At 65.4% G+C, this 17004-nt stretch carries 18 protein-coding genes; 13 read left to right on the top strand and 5 right to left on the bottom strand.

What is annotated here, in order from left to right; all coding sequences use genetic code 11:
- Positions 1-68: 68 nt before the first annotated feature.
- Positions 69-1322, bottom strand: a complete 1254-nt coding sequence (gene glyA / locus ACYVD0_RS01420) for a serine hydroxymethyltransferase (protein ID WP_460425127.1) — start codon at positions 1320-1322, stop codon at positions 69-71.
- Positions 1323-1639: 317 nt separating this feature from the next.
- Here glyA and ettA point away from each other — a divergent pair, with 317 nt between their 5' ends.
- Entirely contained in the window at positions 1640-3304 is a 1665-nt protein-coding gene (ettA, locus tag ACYVD0_RS01415; RefSeq protein WP_460425126.1) for an ABC transporter ATP-binding protein, read from the top strand.
- 130 nt (positions 3305-3434) lie between these two features.
- Here the strand turns inward: ettA and ACYVD0_RS01410 are convergent, their stop codons facing one another.
- On the bottom strand, positions 3435-3734 hold the full coding sequence (locus tag ACYVD0_RS01410) for a DUF6156 family protein (RefSeq protein WP_460425125.1): 300 nt from the start codon (positions 3732-3734) through the stop codon (positions 3435-3437).
- A 175-nt stretch (positions 3735-3909) separates the two neighbouring features.
- Between ACYVD0_RS01410 and ACYVD0_RS01405 the strand changes: the two genes are divergently transcribed.
- The 4 genes from ACYVD0_RS01405 to ACYVD0_RS01390 all read left to right on the top strand — a co-directional run bounded on the left by ACYVD0_RS01405 (position 3910) and on the right by ACYVD0_RS01390 (position 6164).
- Positions 3910-4227 carry a hypothetical protein gene (locus tag ACYVD0_RS01405; RefSeq protein ID WP_460425124.1) on the top strand — a complete coding sequence of 106 codons (318 nt, stop codon included), beginning with the start codon at positions 3910-3912 and terminating at the stop codon, positions 4225-4227.
- 221 nt (positions 4228-4448) lie between these two features.
- Positions 4449-5009, top strand: a complete 561-nt coding sequence (locus ACYVD0_RS01400; RefSeq protein WP_460425123.1) for an OsmC family protein — start codon at positions 4449-4451, stop codon at positions 5007-5009.
- A gap of 109 nt (positions 5010-5118) precedes the next feature.
- Positions 5119-5556, top strand: coding sequence for a hypothetical protein (locus tag ACYVD0_RS01395; RefSeq protein WP_460425122.1), 438 nt, complete (start codon positions 5119-5121; stop codon positions 5554-5556).
- 86 nt (positions 5557-5642) lie between these two features.
- On the top strand, positions 5643-6164 hold the full coding sequence (locus tag ACYVD0_RS01390; protein ID WP_460425121.1) for a hypothetical protein: 522 nt from the start codon (positions 5643-5645) through the stop codon (positions 6162-6164).
- 66 nt (positions 6165-6230) lie between these two features.
- On the opposite strand, the gene ACYVD0_RS01385 is transcribed toward ACYVD0_RS01390, so the two are convergent.
- Both ACYVD0_RS01385 and ACYVD0_RS01380 read right to left on the bottom strand, forming a co-directional pair.
- Entirely contained in the window at positions 6231-8093 is a 1863-nt protein-coding gene (locus ACYVD0_RS01385; RefSeq protein ID WP_460425120.1) for an Lnb N-terminal periplasmic domain-containing protein, read from the bottom strand.
- Positions 8094-8172: 79 nt separating this feature from the next.
- Positions 8173-8661, bottom strand: a complete 489-nt coding sequence (locus ACYVD0_RS01380) for a DUF3015 domain-containing protein (protein ID WP_460425119.1) — start codon at positions 8659-8661, stop codon at positions 8173-8175.
- A 189-nt stretch (positions 8662-8850) separates the two neighbouring features.
- On the opposite strand from ACYVD0_RS01380, the gene ACYVD0_RS01375 reads away from it, so the two are divergent.
- The 5 genes from ACYVD0_RS01375 (at position 8851) to ACYVD0_RS01355 (ending at position 13704) form a co-directional block, all read left to right on the top strand.
- Positions 8851-9177 (top strand): TraR/DksA family transcriptional regulator, encoded by a 327-nt coding sequence (locus ACYVD0_RS01375; protein ID WP_460425118.1) that lies wholly within the window; start codon positions 8851-8853, stop codon positions 9175-9177.
- Between the two features lie 141 nt (positions 9178-9318).
- Positions 9319-11739, top strand: a complete 2421-nt coding sequence (locus ACYVD0_RS01370; RefSeq protein WP_460425117.1) for a Lon protease family protein — start codon at positions 9319-9321, stop codon at positions 11737-11739.
- A gap of 177 nt (positions 11740-11916) precedes the next feature.
- On the top strand, positions 11917-12258 hold the full coding sequence (locus ACYVD0_RS01365; RefSeq protein ID WP_460425116.1) for a PA4575 family protein: 342 nt from the start codon (positions 11917-11919) through the stop codon (positions 12256-12258).
- A 200-nt stretch (positions 12259-12458) separates the two neighbouring features.
- Positions 12459-12953: a YqhA family protein gene (locus ACYVD0_RS01360; protein ID WP_460425115.1), complete on the top strand. Its 495-nt coding sequence runs from the start codon at positions 12459-12461 to the stop codon at positions 12951-12953.
- 133 nt (positions 12954-13086) lie between these two features.
- The gene (locus ACYVD0_RS01355; RefSeq protein WP_460425114.1) at positions 13087-13704 is read left to right on the top strand and encodes a peptidylprolyl isomerase; all 618 of its coding nucleotides are present in this window, start codon (positions 13087-13089) and stop codon (positions 13702-13704) included.
- A gap of 91 nt (positions 13705-13795) precedes the next feature.
- Here ACYVD0_RS01355 and ACYVD0_RS01350 read toward each other — a convergent pair whose 3' ends face one another.
- Positions 13796-14764: a polyprenyl synthetase family protein gene (locus ACYVD0_RS01350; protein WP_460425113.1), complete on the bottom strand. Its 969-nt coding sequence runs from the start codon at positions 14762-14764 to the stop codon at positions 13796-13798.
- Between the two features lie 242 nt (positions 14765-15006).
- Here ACYVD0_RS01350 and rplU point away from each other — a divergent pair, with 242 nt between their 5' ends.
- The 3 genes from rplU (at position 15007) to cgtA (ending at position 16943) form a co-directional block, all read left to right on the top strand.
- Complete coding sequence (rplU, locus tag ACYVD0_RS01345; RefSeq protein ID WP_460425112.1) at positions 15007-15318, top strand: large ribosomal subunit protein bL21; 312 nt, start codon at positions 15007-15009, stop codon at positions 15316-15318.
- A 43-nt stretch (positions 15319-15361) separates the two neighbouring features.
- Complete coding sequence (rpmA, locus tag ACYVD0_RS01340; RefSeq protein WP_460425111.1) at positions 15362-15619, top strand: bL27 family ribosomal protein; 258 nt, start codon at positions 15362-15364, stop codon at positions 15617-15619.
- Between the two features lie 106 nt (positions 15620-15725).
- The gene (gene cgtA / locus ACYVD0_RS01335; protein WP_460425110.1) at positions 15726-16943 is read left to right on the top strand and encodes an Obg family GTPase CgtA; all 1218 of its coding nucleotides are present in this window, start codon (positions 15726-15728) and stop codon (positions 16941-16943) included.
- The last annotated feature ends 61 nt before the right edge of the window (positions 16944-17004 follow it).

Here is a 17004-nt window from a genome sequence, read left to right as displayed (position 1 = left end):
TCCCGCAATTTCAGAACTCACAAAAAAGCCCGGCACTTGGCCGGGCTTTTTAGTTACAGCGCCGAGGCTTACTTGCCGTACACCGGCAGGTGGGCGCAGATCGCCTTGACCTTCTCGCGCACGGCGTCGATCACCGCCGTGTTGTTCAGTTCGGCGAGGATGTCGCAGATCCAGCCGGCCAGCTCGCGGCATTCGGCTTCCTTGAAGCCGCGGGTGGTCACCGCCGGGGTGCCGATGCGCAGACCGGAAGTGACGAACGGCGAGCGCGGGTCGTTCGGCACGCTGTTCTTGTTCACGGTGATGAAGGCACGGCCCAGGGCGGCGTCCGCATCCTTGCCGGTGATGTCCTGCTTGATCAGGCTGAGCAGGAACAGGTGGTTCTGGGTGCCACCGGACACCACGTCGAAGCCGCGCTCGATGAACACCTGGGCCATGGTCTGGGCGTTCTTCACCACCTGCTGCTGGTATTCCTTGAATTCCGGCTGCAGGGCTTCCTTGAAGCACACCGCCTTGGCGGCGATCACGTGCTCCAGCGGGCCACCCTGGGCTCCCGGGAAGACCGCGGAGTTGAGCTTCTTCTCGATCTCCTCGTTCTTGCGGGCGAGGATCAGGCCGCCGCGCGGGCCGCGCAGGGTCTTGTGGGTGGTGGTGGTGACCACGTCGGCGAAGGGCACCGGGTTCGGATACACGCCGGCGGCGACCAGGCCGGCGACATGGGCCATGTCGACGAACAGGTAGGCACCGACCTTGTCGGCGATGGCGCGAAAGCGCGGGAAGTCCAGCACCTGGGAATAGGCGGAGAAGCCGGCGACGATCATCTTCGGCTGGTGCTCGACGGCCAGGCGCTCGACTTCGTCGTAGTCGATCAGGCCGTTGCTGTCGATACCGTACTGCACGGCGTGGTACAGCTTGCCGGAGGAGGACACGCTGGCGCCGTGGGTCAGATGGCCGCCGTGGGCCAGGCTCATGCCGAGGAGGGTGTCGCCGGCATTCAGCAGAGCCAGGTAAACCGCGGCGTTGGCCTGGGAGCCGGCATGCGGCTGGACGTTGGCGTAGTCGGCGCCGAACAGCTGCTTGGCGCGGTCGATGGCCAGTTGCTCGACGATGTCGACGTATTCGCAGCCGCCGTAGTAGCGCTTGCCCGGATAGCCTTCGGCGTACTTGTTGGTGAGTACCGAACCCTGAGCCTCCATCACGGCGGGGCTGGTGTAGTTCTCGGACGCGATCAGCTCGATGTGATCTTCCTGACGCTGGGCTTCTTGCTCCATGGCGGCGAACAGTTCGGCATCGTAACGGGCGAGGGTCAAATCACGGCTGAACATGGCAATCCCCTGGGTTCGGCTGGGCGGTAAATTAAAGAGGGCGCGAATTCTACCCTATCCGCAGCGGACCGGCACATGAAACACGATCAACTGTGGACGAGCCGGGCTCATCCGGCGGGCTGCGACGCCTCCCTTCAGTAAAGCCGCTCGCCGCCGGCGATGCCCCCTCGGCTGGTTTGCCTGGCGCATTTCGGGTAGCTTTGCCGGCACGCGCGGGGGGGGCCGGGCAGCCGGTGTCACCGAGCTGTCGCGGATCGCCGTTCGGCCGCACCCCCGTCTTCCATGCTTCCACTTTCTGGTCGAAACCAAGGTCATCCATGGCTCAATACGTCTACACCATGCATCGGGTCAGCAAGGTCGTGCCCCCGAAGCGTGAAATCCTCAAGGACATTTCCCTGTCGTTCTTCCCCGGCGCCAAGATTGGCGTGCTCGGCCTCAACGGCGCGGGCAAGTCGACCCTGCTGCGGATCATGGCCGGGGTCGACACCGAGTTCGACGGCGAGGCCCGGCCGATGCCCGGCATCAAGGTCGGCTACCTGCCGCAGGAGCCGCAGCTCGATCCGGAGAAGACCGTGCGCGACATCGTCGAGGAGGCGGTGGGCGAGATCAAGCAGGCCCAGGCCCGCCTCGACGAGGTCTACGCCGCCTACGCCGAGCCGGACGCCGACTTCGACGCCCTGGCCGCCGAACAGGCCAAGCTGGAGGCGATCCTCCAGGCGTCCGACGGCCACAACCTCGAGCGCCAGCTGGAGGTCGCCGCCGACGCCCTGCGCCTGCCGCCGTGGGAGGCGAAGATCGAGCACCTCTCCGGCGGCGAGAAGCGCCGCGTGGCGCTGTGCCGCCTGCTGCTGTCGGCGCCGGACATGCTGCTGCTGGACGAGCCGACCAACCACCTGGACGCCGATTCCGTGGCCTGGCTGGAGCACTTCCTCCACGGCTTCCCGGGCACTGTGGTGGCGATCACCCACGACCGCTACTTCCTTGACAACGTCGCCGGCTGGATCCTCGAACTGGACCGCGGCCACGGCATCCCCTTCGAGGGCAACTACTCGCAGTGGCTGGAATCCAAGGCCGCCCGTCTGAGCCAGGAAGCCAAGGCCGAAGCCGCCCACGCCAAGGCGATGAAGGCCGAACTGGAATGGGTGCGCCAGGGCGCCAAGGGCCGCCAGGCCAAGTCCAAGGCCCGCCTGCAGCGTTTCGAGGAGATGCAGTCCCAGGAATTCCAGAAGCGCAGCGAGACCAACGAGATCTACATCCCGGCTGGTCCGCGGCTGGGCGACAAGGTCATCGAGTTCGGCCACGTGCGCAAGGGCTATGGCGACCGCGTGCTGATCGACGACCTGTCCTTCGCCGTGCCCAAGGGCGCCATCGTTGGGGTGATCGGCGGCAACGGCGCGGGCAAGTCGACCCTGTTCCGCATGATTCTCGGCAAGGAAACCCCGGACGCCGGCAGCATCGACATCGGCGATACCGTGCAGGTCGCCAGCGTCGACCAGAGCCGCGACAACCTGGACGGCAGCAAGACCGTCTGGGAGCAGGTGTCCGACGGCCTCGACATGATCCGCATCGGCAACTACGAGGTGCCCTCGCGCAGCTACGTGGGCCGTTTCAACTTCAAGGGCGCCGACCAGCAGAAGTTCGTCAAGGACCTCTCCGGCGGTGAGCGCGGTCGCCTGCACCTGGCGCTGACCCTGAAGCAGGGCGGCAACGTGCTGCTGCTCGACGAACCGTCCAACGACCTCGACGTGGAGACCCTGCGCGCCCTGGAAGAGGCGCTGCTGGACTTCCCCGGCTCGGCCATCGTGATCTCCCACGACCGCTGGTTCCTCGACCGCATCGCCACCCACATCCTCTCCTACGAGGACGATTCCAGCGTGGTGTTCTTCGAGGGCAACTACACCGAGTACGAGGCCGACCGCAAGAAGCGCCTCGGCGACGCCGCCGCCCAGCCGCACCGGGTGCGCTACAAGAAGCTGGCGTAACCGTCGCGATACGCCGTACAGCAAAAAGCCCCGTACCGAATGGCCGGGGCTTTTTGCTGGTGCCTGCGGGAGGGGACAACCCGCCGGGCGGCGGCGTAGCCCGGCCTCCGATGGCGGGTTACAACCCGCCCTACGCCGGCTGCCCGTTCTCGTCGAAGTTCAGCAGCGTGACTTCGTCGTCGGCGTCGGTGATCTCGGCCTGACGCAGGGCACCATTGGCGTGGTAGCTGTAGACGTGCTGCAGCTCCAGTTCGCCATAGACGATCTTCTCCATCTTGATCAAGCGGTCCTGTTCGTCGAAGTGGCCGCGGAAGAAGGTGTTGCGGTTGTGGAGACCGGCCTCGTCGAGTTCGTTCATCAGCTTCAGCGGCAGCTTGATGCCGCTGTAGGTGACGAAGTGGCGGCAGGTGCCGGAAGCTTCGCTGCTCATGTTCACTCTCGTTCGTGTGGTTTTTCGGAGGGCGCGATGATCGCACAAAGCGCGGGCCGGGCGGCATGGTGGCGCAGGTCCGGCATTCCATCGGGAGCGGAGCTTTCGCCTACCCGTGGTTGGTGATATCGACGAGCAGGCATGAAGCAATCAATCGATAGACAGAGCAGTGATGATGAAAACAGCGGTATTCGCAATCTCCCTGGTAATGCTCCTCGGCCTCGGCAACCGCGTGGCTGCCCATGACGATCACCATCATCATGACTGGCGGCACTGGTGGGGCGGCGAGCGAAAGGAGGAGTTCCGGGACGGTCCGTGCGAGGTGAAGATCGAGTCGAAGCGCGGAGAGTACAAGCGGGAGGTGAAATGCAAGGACGGGATCGGGGCCCGCTGGCGTGGCGAATGGAAGGAGGAGTTCAGGGATGGCCAGTGTTGGGTCAAACAGGAGGCGAAGCGCGACGAGTTCAAGGAAGAGGTCAAGTGCAATGACTGAGGTCCGTGCGTTCCTCCCTGGAAAACGGCGACCGGACGAGCCCGCCTGGCCGGGCTGCGAAAAAGCGGCTAATACCCAATAGGGTCGCCTCGCGACCCTTCGCTAGCTGGCTGCCGCGAAAGGAGGTGAGGTTTCGCAATGGACGATTGCCGAGGGTTTTCGAGAGCTCTTGACCCTCCGGGGCTGCTGGCCAGTCCACTGTTGAAACGGAGGAGAAAACGATGGCAGCGGAAAAGAGCGTCAGCCGCGTGAACGGCGTCGACCTGGAGGTACTCAAGGCAACTATCGGCGCCATCCAGAAGGATCCCGCCCTGGGGGCCTGCAGGTTTCGGGCGCGCAACAGGTGGCTCGGCGCCACGCGCAACTGCAGCACGATTGCCGGATTCCACGGCGCCGGACAGGAGATCGCCCACGGGCAGCCGTTCGAGCTGCACGCGGACGAGCCCGCCGTCCTGGCCGGCGAGGATCGGGCCGCCAATCCGGTCGAGCATCTGCTCAATGCTCTGGCCGGCTGCATCACCACCAGCATGGTCGCCCATGCGGCCGTGCGCGGCATCCCCATCGACGAGCTGGAGTCGGAGCTGGAGGGCGACATCGACCTGCGCGGTTTCCTTGGGCTGGACCCCGAAGTGCCCAAGGGCTACACGCACATCCGCGTGAAGTTCCGGGTGAAGACCGCCCCGGAAAACCTCGGGCTGCTGAAGGAGCTGGCAGCGTTCTCGCCGGTATACAACACGCTGATCCACGGTGCTCGGGTGGATATCGACATCGAGGCGCGCTGAGGTCCGGCATGCGGAGATTGCGCACCAGGCTGCGCTTCGGGCAAGCTGCGACGCCGGCGGGCCGGGCTTTTTCCGGCCCCATGCGGATATTTTCGGAGCGAGACGGCACATGCTTTCCAAACTCCTGATCGGCCTGCTCGGGCCCGTGGTCAAGGTGCTCGTCGGGAAGGTCCTGGATGAGCTCTCCGACTGGCTGTTCGAGCGGATCGGGGAAGTTCTCCGCCGACGCCGGGCGGAAAACCTCGACAAGGCCGAGGCCAGGGCCGCGCAGGCGGATGAGCGGGTGCGCCAGGCCAGTACGCCGGACGAGGCGCGCGAGCAGGAGACGGTCGCCCGGGTCTGGCGCGAGGTGGCGGAAATGCTCCGCGAGGAGAACGAGGCCCTGAGGGCGGAGCTGGAGGTCGTGCGGCGCAGCGCCGACCGCCAGGCGCAGCAGGCAGTCGCTGCCTTGCCCCTCGACCAGGTCGTCGAGCCGGGCGGAGAGGCGCTCAAGAGCGACAAAGGCGGGCGGCTGCTCCGGCTCGATAGACCCTCCGCCAATCGATAGGAGCGAAGCCGGAGGCGAGAGCTTTCGGGGATCTTCTGTACCGTGCAGCGATATCCGGTAACGAGCGCGAGAACGAACAGCGAACCATGATTGTCACCAAACAAGAGGCATCCGCCTTCATCCAGGGTTATACGGGGCTCATGCTGGAAGTCCTTGGGCTGGAGGCCGCCGACTCCGATCTGGCACTTTCCGAGCTGATCGCGGCCGGCCGTGCGAAATATCTGGCCGGCCCTTCCCGGCTCGACAGTGCCCTGCGTGGGTTGGCAGGCAAGTCGCAGGCGGTGCCGCCGGAGGTGGTGGCCGCCGTGCGCAGCCTCGAAGTCAAGGCGTGGGTCTACCTCAGGGATACGCGGGCCTATTCCATCTTCATCGATCCAGACGGTCAGGCTGCCTATGGCGTGCTTGGTCTGACGGAGCGGTTTCGCAACATCCTGGGCGATTCGGGCGCTGTCGTGGAGACCGGGCTCATGTGCTATGGAGGCCGCTATGTGTCCGACGGCATCGTGACCTCGGTGGCCTGGCTCGGGCGCAACTACAGGCAGGAGTTCACCGCCCTGCTGGGTGAGCTGCGGGCACAGGGAAAGTTCCACACCCGCTGTCCGGCCTGACGCCACCCCCGGCGTGGGCGTCGAGGTCCGGCCGGCGCAAGGTCGTCACAGCCTGTCGTTTCGTCTTCAGTAGTGATACCAGCGCAGTTGCAGGCTCACCTCGCTGGCCGGCGCGCCTTGCTGGCTGAATTCGCGGCGGGCGGACAGGCGCAGGCCGAGATTGCCGGCGATTTCCCACTGCTGGGCGAGACTCAGTTCGCGGCGCACCTCGCCGTTGTGGAAGTAGTCGGCGCTGGCCTCGAGGCCGAGGTTGCCCAGCCGGTTGCGCCATAGCAGCCCGGCGTCGAAGCCGGCAGCCGGGCTGAGGAGGGCGGCGAAGTCCTCGTTCTGCTCCAGCCTGGCGGTGGCCAGGGCGAAGCCGAGCAGTTCATCGTCGAGCTGCCAGGTGAAGCCGGCGCCGCCGCTCAGATGGCCGACCAACTGTTCGTCGTCGTGGCGGCCCTTGCCGATGACCCGCTCCAGCCCACCGCCGACCTGCCAGGACCAAGGGGAGAGCAGGGCGCTGCGCGGGGTCAGCGAGCGGATGTTGGCCACGTCCAACTGCTGCAGCTGCCAGTGGTTGCCCTCGTACTGGCGCAGCTTGAGCTGGGCGATCTCGATCTGCGCGCCGAGGGGGAAGCCGTCGAGGTTGTCCTGCAGGTCGTGATAGGCCATGCGCAGGCCGTACTCGGCGAAGCTGTGCTGCTCGCGGTTGCCGAGGCCGAGCTGCCAGGTACGTGACGGGTGGCCGTTTTCCGGCTGCACGGGGCGCTCCTCGGCGAGGCGCGGCGGCGGGTTGCGGTTAATCGCCTGCAACAGGCGGTAGCTGTCGCGGGCGCTGGCTTCGTCGCGCGCCTCGCCGCTCTTGCGGTAGCGGATCAGCCGGTAGGCGGCGTCCTGGACCAGCGCCCGGCGCTCGGCCGGCAGCGCCTGGAAGGCCGGGCTGGCGAGCGGGGCGCTGTCCGCGGCCAGACGCTGCGTCCAGTCCTGCTCCGCGCGGCTCAGCGGCTTGGCGCGTGAGAGCAGCTCCTTCTCCCGCGAGGGGCGATAGTCGGCGCGCTCGATCAGTCCGGCCTGCTCCACCGCACGTACGGTGTCGGCGGGGATGGCGGTGAGGGGGAACTGGTCGGTCAGTTCCAGGCCCGGGCGGGCGATTTCCAGCAGCTCAAGCAGGCGGTAGGAGCAATTCTCGTCGAAGAAGAAGTAGTCGAACTGGATCTGCTGCAGTTCCCAGACGTGCTCGACCATTCGCCCGCTTTCCTCGGCACTGAGGTTCAGCCGGTACTCCCAGAGGTCACGGTTTTCCAGGCGGCTGTATTCGGCGAGCTTTTCCCGGTAGGGCAGCAGGGCGAAGAGGCCGGGATAGCCGCCCATCAGGCCCTTCCAAGCATACAGGATGCTGTTGTCGCTACCCTCGATGTAGGCGCCGAAGTTCAGCGCATAGCTGAGTAGGACGCTGCCCTGGGTGTCGATGTCGGGCGGGTCGATGCGCAGCAGGGTGTGGCCGAACATCGACGAGGGACTGTTCAGGTAGGCGGCGGGAAACACCAGCACGGTGCTGTGCGGGGCGATGTCTGCATACCAGTCGGCATATTCGCGGCACTGCGGCTGTGGCAGGTCGTCCAGGCCCAGCCGCTCGCGCAGCCAGCGGGTACGTGCCGGGAAGCGGCACTGGGAATGGCGGTCGGCAAGGGCCGGTTCCCGGTAGAGGGCGGCCAGGGTGGCGGCGAGCTCCGCCGTCGGGTCGTGCTCGCCCCGTTCGGCCAGGAAGAATGCATCGTCGTCGACATGGCTGCGCCAGCCGCCCAGCCGGTCGTGCTGGTAGTGGCCGAGGGCGAGCCAGAAGGGGTCTGCGGCCAGCTCGTGCAGGCGCGCCGCCGGCAGTTGCGGCGCGGCCTGGAGCGCGGCGCAGGCGCCGCCCAGCAGAAGGGGAAGCAGGCGTTTGGGCATGAAGGGATGGGGCGATCGAAGAGGAGGGTGCCCGCCGGAGCGGGCACGAGGCGGCGCCGGGCCAGCGGCCCGGCCAGGATCAGGCCTGCTCGGCGTATTTGGCCAGGCGGGCGTCCTTCTTCAGCACGGCGAGGGTGGCGCTGTGCACGTCCTCGGCGGTGACGTCGGCGGAGCTGAAGATTTCCGCGAAATGTTCATGGGTCACGGCAGCAAAGTGGGCACGGTCTTCCGGCTGCACGCCGAGCACCACGGCGTAGGTGCTCAGGGCTTCGCCTTCGCCCTTGGCCATGTCCTCGGAAAGCTCGTCCATGATGCCGCCCAGCACCAGCATCGGCTTGCCATGGTAGGCCAGGGCACCGTCGGTACGGCAGCCGTTGGTGCCGGAGGTCATGCCGAAGGTGGCGTTGCCCGAGGAACCGTTGGTGGTCGAGGCGACCAAGTGCGAGGCCATACCGCGTTGTCCTTTGAACAGCATGTTGCCCCAGCCGCAGCCCGGACCGCCCGGTGCCTCGGCGAAGGCATTGAGGGAAGCGACGGCGAACAGGGAACCCAGCAGAATCCTTTTCATTGATGATCTCTTCTTCTTCATGTGGAGAAACGGGCCGGTCCTTGCCGGCGCGGTGCGCAGCATTTTGCAATGCCGTGAGGCTGTCAAGGTGGTCGCCCCGGTGGTGGCAAGGCGCTTGATGCAGATCACTGCATATCGCCCAGTCTGGGCCACACTGAACATGAGTATGGTTGATTCTCGGGAGCGAACATGTCCGACGCCTTCGATCCACAGGGTACCCTGGAGCGCCTGTATTGGGAGTATCGCCAGCGGGTCGAGGCCATTCGCGGCGATCTCGGCCAGTCGCATGACGCGGACGCCGTCGAGCAGGCTGGCGAGCGGCAGAACGACGATGTCCTGCATGCCCTGCTGGCCGAGGCAGAGGCGGGCATGCACCAGGTCGAGCGGGCCCGCCGGCGGCTGGTGGAGGGCCGCTATGGCATGTGCCGGCGCTGTGGCCAGCCGATCGAGCCGGCACGGCTGGCCGCGCTGCCGGTCGCCGAGCTCTGCCTGCACTGTGCGGGGCTGGAACACTGAAGCTTGCCTGAAGCTTGCCGTGGCTGGTCGCCTGCCTCGCGGCATCCGGGGGGTGCCTTGCAGCTGGCTGGTGTGAAGGCCAGAATGGCAACTGTTTTTCCCCTCTCCGCGGCCCCAGGCCGCCCGATGTAAGGACTCCCGATGCCCGACTCCGTTGCTGCCGGCCTGCGCCTGGCACCCAATGAGCTGACCCGTCCCTTCGACTCCGCCCAGTTCGTCTTCGCCAGTACCGACGAGCTGGAGCCCTTCCGCGGTGTGCTCGGTCAGGAGCGAGCGGTGGAGGCGCTGCAGTTCGGCGTGGCGATGCCGCGTCCGGGATACAACGTCTATGTCATGGGTGAGCCAGGCACCGGCCGCTTCTCCTACGTCAAGCGCTATCTCCAGACCGAAGCCAAGCGCCTGGAGAGCCCCTCGGACTGGGTCTACGTCAATCACTTCGAGGAACCCCGCGAGCCGCGTTCGCTGCAGCTCGCTGCAGGCAGCGCCAGCGAGTTCATCACCGACATCAATTTGCTGATCGACAATCTGCTGGCGACCTTTCCGGCAGTGTTCGAGACGCCGACCTACCAGCAGAAGAAGAGCGCCATCGACCGTGGCTTCAACCAGCGCTACGACCGCGCCCTGGACTGCATCGAGCGACTGGCGCTGGATAAGGGGATTGCCCTGTACCGCGACAGCACCAATATCGCCTTCACTCCAATGAAGGACGGCAAGACGCTGGACGAGGCCGATTTCGCCTTGCTGCCGGAGATCGAGCGCGAGCGTTTCCACAAGGACATCGGCAGTCTCGAGGAGCGCCTCAACGAGGAGCTGTCCAGCCTGCCGCAGTGGAAGCGTGAGTCGAGCAACCAACTGCGCCAGCTTAACGAGGAAACCATCACCCTGGCCCTGCAGCCGCTGCTCGCGCCGCTCTCGGAGAAGTACGCCGAAAGCGCCGGCGTCTGCGCCTATTTGCAGGCGATGCAGGTCAATTTGCTGCGCACCGTGGTCGAGCTGCTGGGCGACGAGAACGCGACGGATGCACAGCGGCGCGCGCTGCTGGTCGAGCAGTACTGCCCGAGCCTGGTGGTCGGCCACCACAGTCAGGGCGGCGCGCCGGTGGTGTTCGAGCCGCATCCCACCTACGACAACTTGTTCGGCCGCATCGAATACGGCACTGACCAGGGCGCGCTCTACACCAGTTATCGACAGCTGCGTCCGGGCGCGCTGCACCGCGCCACCGGCGGCTTCCTGATCCTCGAGGCGGAGCGGCTGCTCGGCGAGCCCTTCGTCTGGGATGCCCTCAAGCGAGCCCTGCATTCGCGCCAGCTGAAAATGGAGTCGCCGCTGGCCGAGCTGGGTCGCCTGGCGACCGTGACCCTCACCCCGCAGGTCATTCCGTTGCAGGTCAAGGTGGTAATCGTTGGCTCGCGGCAGCTCTACTACGCGCTGCAGGAGGTAGATCCGGACTTCCAGGAGATGTTCCGTGTGCTGGTGGATTTCGACGAGGAGATTCCCCTCGCCGACGACAGCCTCGAGCAGTTCGCCCAACTGCTCAAGACGCGCACCTCGGAGGAGGGCATGGCCCCCCTGACCTCCGCGGCGGTGGCGCGCCTGGCGACCTACAGCGCGCGTCTGGCTGAGCACCAGGGGCGGCTGTCGGCGCGCATCGGCGACCTCTTCCAGCTGGTCAGCGAAGCCGACTTCGTCCGCCAGCTGGCCGGCGAGGCGCTGACCGACGTCGGCCACATCGAACGCGCCCTGAAGGCCAAGGAGACCCGCACCGGACGGGTTTCGGCGCGCATTCTCGACGACATACTCGCCGGGATCATCCTGATCGACACCGAGGGCGCGGCGATCGGCAAGTGCAACGGGCTCACCGTGCTGGAGATTGGCGACTCCGCCTTCGGTGTGCCGGCGCGGATCTCCGCCACTGTCTATCCGGGCGGCTCGGGAATCGTCGATATCGAGCGCGAGGTCAACCTCGGGCAGCCGATTCACTCCAAGGGGGTGATGATCCTCACCGGCTACCTGGGCAGCCGCTATGCTCAGGAGTTTCCACTGGAGATCTCCGCGAGCATCGCCCTGGAGCAGTCCTACGGCTATGTCGACGGCGACAGCGCCTCCCTCGGCGAAGTCTGCACGCTGATCTCGGCGCTGTCGCGCACGCCGCTCAAGCAGTGCTTCGCCATCACTGGCTCGATCAACCAGTTCGGCGAGGTGCAGGCGGTCGGTGGGGTCAACGAGAAGATCGAGGGCTTCTTTCGTCTGTGCGAGGCGCGTGGCCTGACCGGCGAGCAAGGGGTGATAGTCCCGCGCGCCAACGTCACCAACCTGATGCTCGACGAGCGTGTGCTGCAGGCGGTGCGTGCCGGACGCTTCCATGTCTATGCGGTGCGCCAGGTGGATGAGGCGCTTAGCCTGCTGCTCGGCGAGCCGGCCGGCGCGCCGGACGAACAGGGCCGCTTCCCGGCGGGCAGCGTCAATGCCCGGGTGGTCGAACGGCTGCGGGAAATCGCCGAAATGGGCATGGAGGAAGATTCCGGCAAGGCGAAGGAGCCGCAGATCGGTATTCAGGAGTGAGTGCGCTCCGCCCGTCTGGCGGACTTGAGTGGCCGAATGCCGCATGTCAGCTCCCCTGCTCCCGGATTCGTTCACAGATTTATCCACAGGTTCCACTGGTTGGGTGGAAGCAAAAAGTTTTCTGGGTGGCTGTGTGGAGTGTAGGCTGAAAGCATGACCCTAAAGGGGGATTGCCCTATGTCACGCACACTCTGCCTGACCCGGAACTGTCTGGGTCTGATCGTTCGCATTGAATTGGCAACACGTCCGCTGGCGGGAGAGCAGGGGCTGTGGACGCTGCTCTTCGCCGCCGGTTTATCCGGGGCACAGCCGTCCTCGGTCAAGGCGCAGGGGCCGTTCCGCGGGCCGCTGGCGGCACAGCGGGTGCTCGACGAGGTCGCTACGACCCTGGCCGGGGTAGGCTATCAGGAATGCGCCGACCCGCTCATCTGGCGCCTCCATCTGCAGGCCGAGCTGCGTCGGCTGAACGGTCCGCGGCGCTGTCATCCGGGGAGCTGCGAATCCCGACCGGAGGCCTGAGGGCGCTGCTGCTCGATACTTTTACGGCGGAAGTGGAGATGCCGTCCGCTGGTCTCCAGAGGAATTCTCTGCTTTCCGTTCATAAGGTTATCCACAGTGGATGGGGATATGTTGCCGGGCATTTCGGCCGCCGGGGACGTCTTTGTCCCGCTCCTGGCCATGGGTATACTCGCCGCCGGTTTTGGCTGAGTGGATGTTCCATGGAACGCTTTATCGAAAATACGATGTATACCTCCCGCTGGCTGCTGGCACCGATCTATCTGGGTCTGTCCCTGGCCCTGCTGGCGCTGACCTTGAAATTCTTTCAGGAGGTCTATCACCTGCTGCCGCATGTGTTCGAAATGGCCGAGGCGGAGCTGATCCTGGTACTGCTCTCGATGATCGACATGTCGCTGGTCGGCGGGCTGCTGGTGATGGTGATGATCTCTGGCTACGAAAATTTCGTGTCCCAGCTGGACATCGACGAGGGCAAGGAAAAGCTCGACTGGCTGGGCAAAATGGATTCTGGTTCGCTGAAGCTGAAAGTAGCCGCCTCCATCGTGGCCATTTCCTCGATCCACCTGCTGCGCGTGTTCATGGATGCGCAGAAGATCCCCAACGACAAGCTGCTGTGGTACGTGATCCTCCACATAACCTTCGTCGTTTCGGCCTTCGTCATGAGCTATCTGGAGAAAATGACCAGGCACGCCCATTGAAGCGGCCGTTTTCGGGACGCCCTTCGCTCGTGGCGGTGGCGTACTTGCGGATGTGTCCCGGCCATCATCCTTTCAGCCCCGCTCCTGCGCTTGTGCTAGTCTGTCGGGCCTTTTCAGAGACTGGAGCTGCGGCATGACCGAACTCAACCTTTCCACCGACGAGGCCCGCGTCAGCTACGGTATCGGGCGCCAGTTGGGCGACCAGATCCGCGACAATCCGCCACCGGGGGTCAGCCTCGAGGCGGTGCTGGCCGGCCTGGCCGATGCCTTCGTCGGTCAGCCCAGTCGCGTCGAGCCGGCCGCGCTGTCGGCCAGCTTCAAGGCGATCCGCGACCGCATGCAGGCCGAAGCCCAGGGCAAGGCCGAGGCGGCTGCCGCCGAGGGTGTCGCCTTCCTCGCCGAGAACGCCAAGCGCGAGGGCGTCACCGTGCTGGCCTCGGGCTTGCAATACGAAGTCCTGACTGCCGGCGAGGGCCGCAAGCCGGGTCGCGAAGACCATGTGCGGACCCACTATCACGGGACCCTGATCGACGGCAGCGTGTTCGACAGCTCCTACCAGCGCGGCCAGCCGGCCGAGTTCCCGGTCGGCGGCGTGATCGCCGGCTGGACCGAGGCCCTGCAGCTGATGAACAGCGGCAGCAAATGGCGTCTCTGTGTGCCGAGCGAGCTGGCCTATGGCGATCAGGCCATCGGCAGCATTCCGCCGCACAGCGTGTTGGTGTTCGACGTCGAACTGCTGGACGTGCTGTAAGACGCGAGCCCTGCGGGTTGCGCAAGCGAAAACGAAGAAGCCGGGCCATCGAGGCCCGGCTTCTTCATTCTGGCCGGTGCTGGAGGGGCTGTCAGTGGGTGCGTGCCACGGCGAAGCGGCTCAGTTCGATGAGGGCGTCGCGGTATTCGCCGTGCGGCAGTAGGTCCAGGCTGGCGATGGCGCGCTCGGCGTGTTCGCGTGCCAGGCGGGCGGTGTAGTCCAGGGCGCCGGCGGCTTCCACGGCAGCGACGATGGCCGCCAGATCCTCGATGCCGCCTTTCTGGATCGCCCGGCGTACCAGGGCGGCCTGCTCCGGGGTCCCTTCGCGCATGGTGTAGATCAGCGGCAGGGTCGGCTTGCCTTCGGCCAGGTCGTCGCCGACGTTCTTGCCGAGGGTCTCGGCATCGCCGCGATAGTCGAGCAGGTCATCCACCAGTTGGAAGGCGATGCCGAGCGAATCGCCGAAGCGGCGCAGCGCCTCGGTCTGGTCGGCGCTGGCGCCGGCCAGGATGGCAGCGCCGTGGCTCGCGGCCTCGAAGAGCATCGCAGTCTTGCCGCGTATGACTTCCATATAGGTCTCTTCCGTGGTGCTGGCATCGCGCACCTTGGACAGCTGCAGCACCTCGCCCTCGGCGATCACCCGGGTGGCCTGGGACATGATGCGCATCACCGGCATGGAGGCCAACTCGATCAGCATTTCGAAGCAGCGGGCATAGAGGAAATCGCCAACCAGTACGCTCGGCGCATTGCCCCACAGGGCGTTGGAGGTGGAGCGGCCGCGACGCAGATCAGAGTCGTCGACCACGTCGTCGTGCAGCAGGGTGGATGTGTGCAGGAACTCGATGGCGGCGGCCAGCAGGCGCATCCGATCGTCGCACTTGCCGAGGGCGTTGCCGCAGAGTAGCACCAGCAGCGGACGCAGGCGCTTGCCGCCGGCAGAGATGATATAGTCGCCGATCGTTTCCACCAAAGGGACACGCGATGTGAGCTGTTTGCGGATGATGCCGTCAACAGCGCTGAAATCGTCCGCGACCACGCGGTAAAAGGCCTGGGGTTGCATCAACGCCTCGAGCTCCTGATCAGTTGCCGCGGCATGCTAGGTGGCGGGGTATGGGCTGTCAAGGCGAGGGCTGACGGCGCTTGCGTGGCTTCTGCCGCTTGCGTACAATCGCTGGCCCTAACTTCCCTGGGTATTTCCCTGTCTTACGCAATTGCGCGGGCGGTCATCCAGTCTGCGCAGCCATGCCGGTCAATGACTCCTTCTATAAAGCACCGGGTGAGCAGGATTAACGGAGACATACCATGTACGCAGTAATCGTGACCGGCGGCAAGCAATACAAGGTTGCCGAAGGCGAATTCCTCAAGATCGAAAAGCTCGAAGTCGGCACCGGCGACGCGGTGACCTTCGATCGCGTGCTGCTGGTCGGCAACGGTGACGACGTGAAAATCGGCGCGCCGCTGGTCGACGGCGCCAAGGTGACCGCCGAGGTCGTGAGCCAGGGCCGCCACGACAAGGTGAGCATCATCAAGTTCCGCCGCCGCAAGCATCACATGAAGCACCAAGGCCACCGTCAGTGGTTTACCGAAGTCAAAATCACTGGCATCCAGGCCTGATTGCTGTTCTTGCCTGAATCCTTGAATCTGGAGTACTGAACTCATGGCACACAAAAAAGCTGGCGGTTCTACCCGCAACGGTCGCGACTCGGAAAGTAAACGCCTTGGCGTGAAGATCTTCGGCGGCCAGGCCATCAAGGCCGGTAGCATCATCGTGCGTCAGCGCGGCACCCAGTTCCACGCCGGTTTCGGTGTCGGCATGGGCAAGGATCACACCCTGTTCGCGAAAGTGGAAGGTGTGGTCAAGTTCGATGTGAAAGGTGCCTTCGGTCGTCGCTACGTGAGCGTCGTATCGGCCTGATCGCGGCATTGCCGGAAAAGCCCTGTCATGCGACGGGGCTTTTTTGTTTCTGTATCCTGTATTCCTCGTTTCATTCAGCCCGTCCCATTGGCGGGAGGCGTACCTCATGAAATTCGTCGATGAAGTTTCGATTTTTGTAAAGGCCGGTGACGGTGGAAACGGCATGATGAGCTTTCGTCGCGAGAAGTTCATCGAAAAGGGCGGCCCCAATGGCGGCGACGGCGGTGACGGCGGCTCCGTGTACATGGAGGCCAGCGAGAGCCTTAATACCCTGGTGGACTACCGCTACACTCGTCGCTTCGAGGCGCAACGCGGCGAGAAGGGGGGCAGCTGCGACTGCACCGGGGCCAAGGGCGAGGATCTGATCCTGCCGGTGCCGGTCGGCACCACGGTGATCGATGCTGGCACTCAGGAAATCATTGGCGACCTGACCCGGGCCGGGCAGCGCCTGCTGGTCGCCCAGGGGGGCTGGCATGGTCTGGGCAATACCCGCTTCAAGTCCAGCACCAACCGCGCGCCGCGGCAGACTACGCCGGGCAAGCCGGGCGATGCGCGGGATCTCAAGCTGGAGCTGAAGGTGCTGGCCGACGTCGGTCTGCTCGGCTTGCCGAATGCCGGCAAGAGCACCTTCATCCGTGCGGTGTCGGCAGCCAAGCCTAAGGTCGCCGAGTATCCCTTCACCACTCTGGTACCGAACCTGGGGGTGGTCAGCGTCGGGCGCTACAAGAGCTTCGTGGTCGCCGACATTCCCGGCTTGATCGAGGGTGCGGCGGAGGGGGCGGGGCTGGGCATCCGCTTCCTCAAGCATCTGGCGCGTACCCGCCTGCTGCTGCATCTGGTGGACATGGCGCCGCTGGACAGCAGTGATCCGGCCGATGCGGCGGAAACCATCCTGTGCGAACTGGAGAAGTTCAGCCCGGCGCTGATCGAGCGCGAGCGCTGGCTGGTGCTGAACAAGGCCGACCAACTGCTCGACGCGGAGCGCGAGGAGCGGCTGCGCGCAGTGGTCGAGCGGCTTGACTGGCGGGGGCCGGTGTACGTGGTCTCCGCGCTGGAACGCGAGGGCACCGAGGCGCTCTGCCAGGACATCATGCACTACCTGGACGAGCGCGCCCTGCGCATCGTTGAGGAGCCGGAATATGCCGAGGCGCTGGCTGAACTGGACCAGCGCATCGAGGACGAGGCACGCGCGCGTCTGCAGGCGCTGGATGATCGGCGGGCGCTGCGCCGCGCCGGCCTGAAGAGCGCCGATGCGTTGGAGGACGAAGATGACTTCGACAATGAAGATGACGGCGACGGGCCGGAAATCTTCTACGTGCGATGATCCTGTGGGGCGGGCGGGGTCCGTCCGTAATTGGCGGCGGGTCGGGCTCGCCGTCTGACTG

It is taken from the genome of Azotobacter armeniacus (assembly GCF_054779355.1).
The sequence above is the reverse complement of the archived record's forward strand: the minus strand, read 5'-3'. Positions and strand labels throughout refer to the sequence as shown.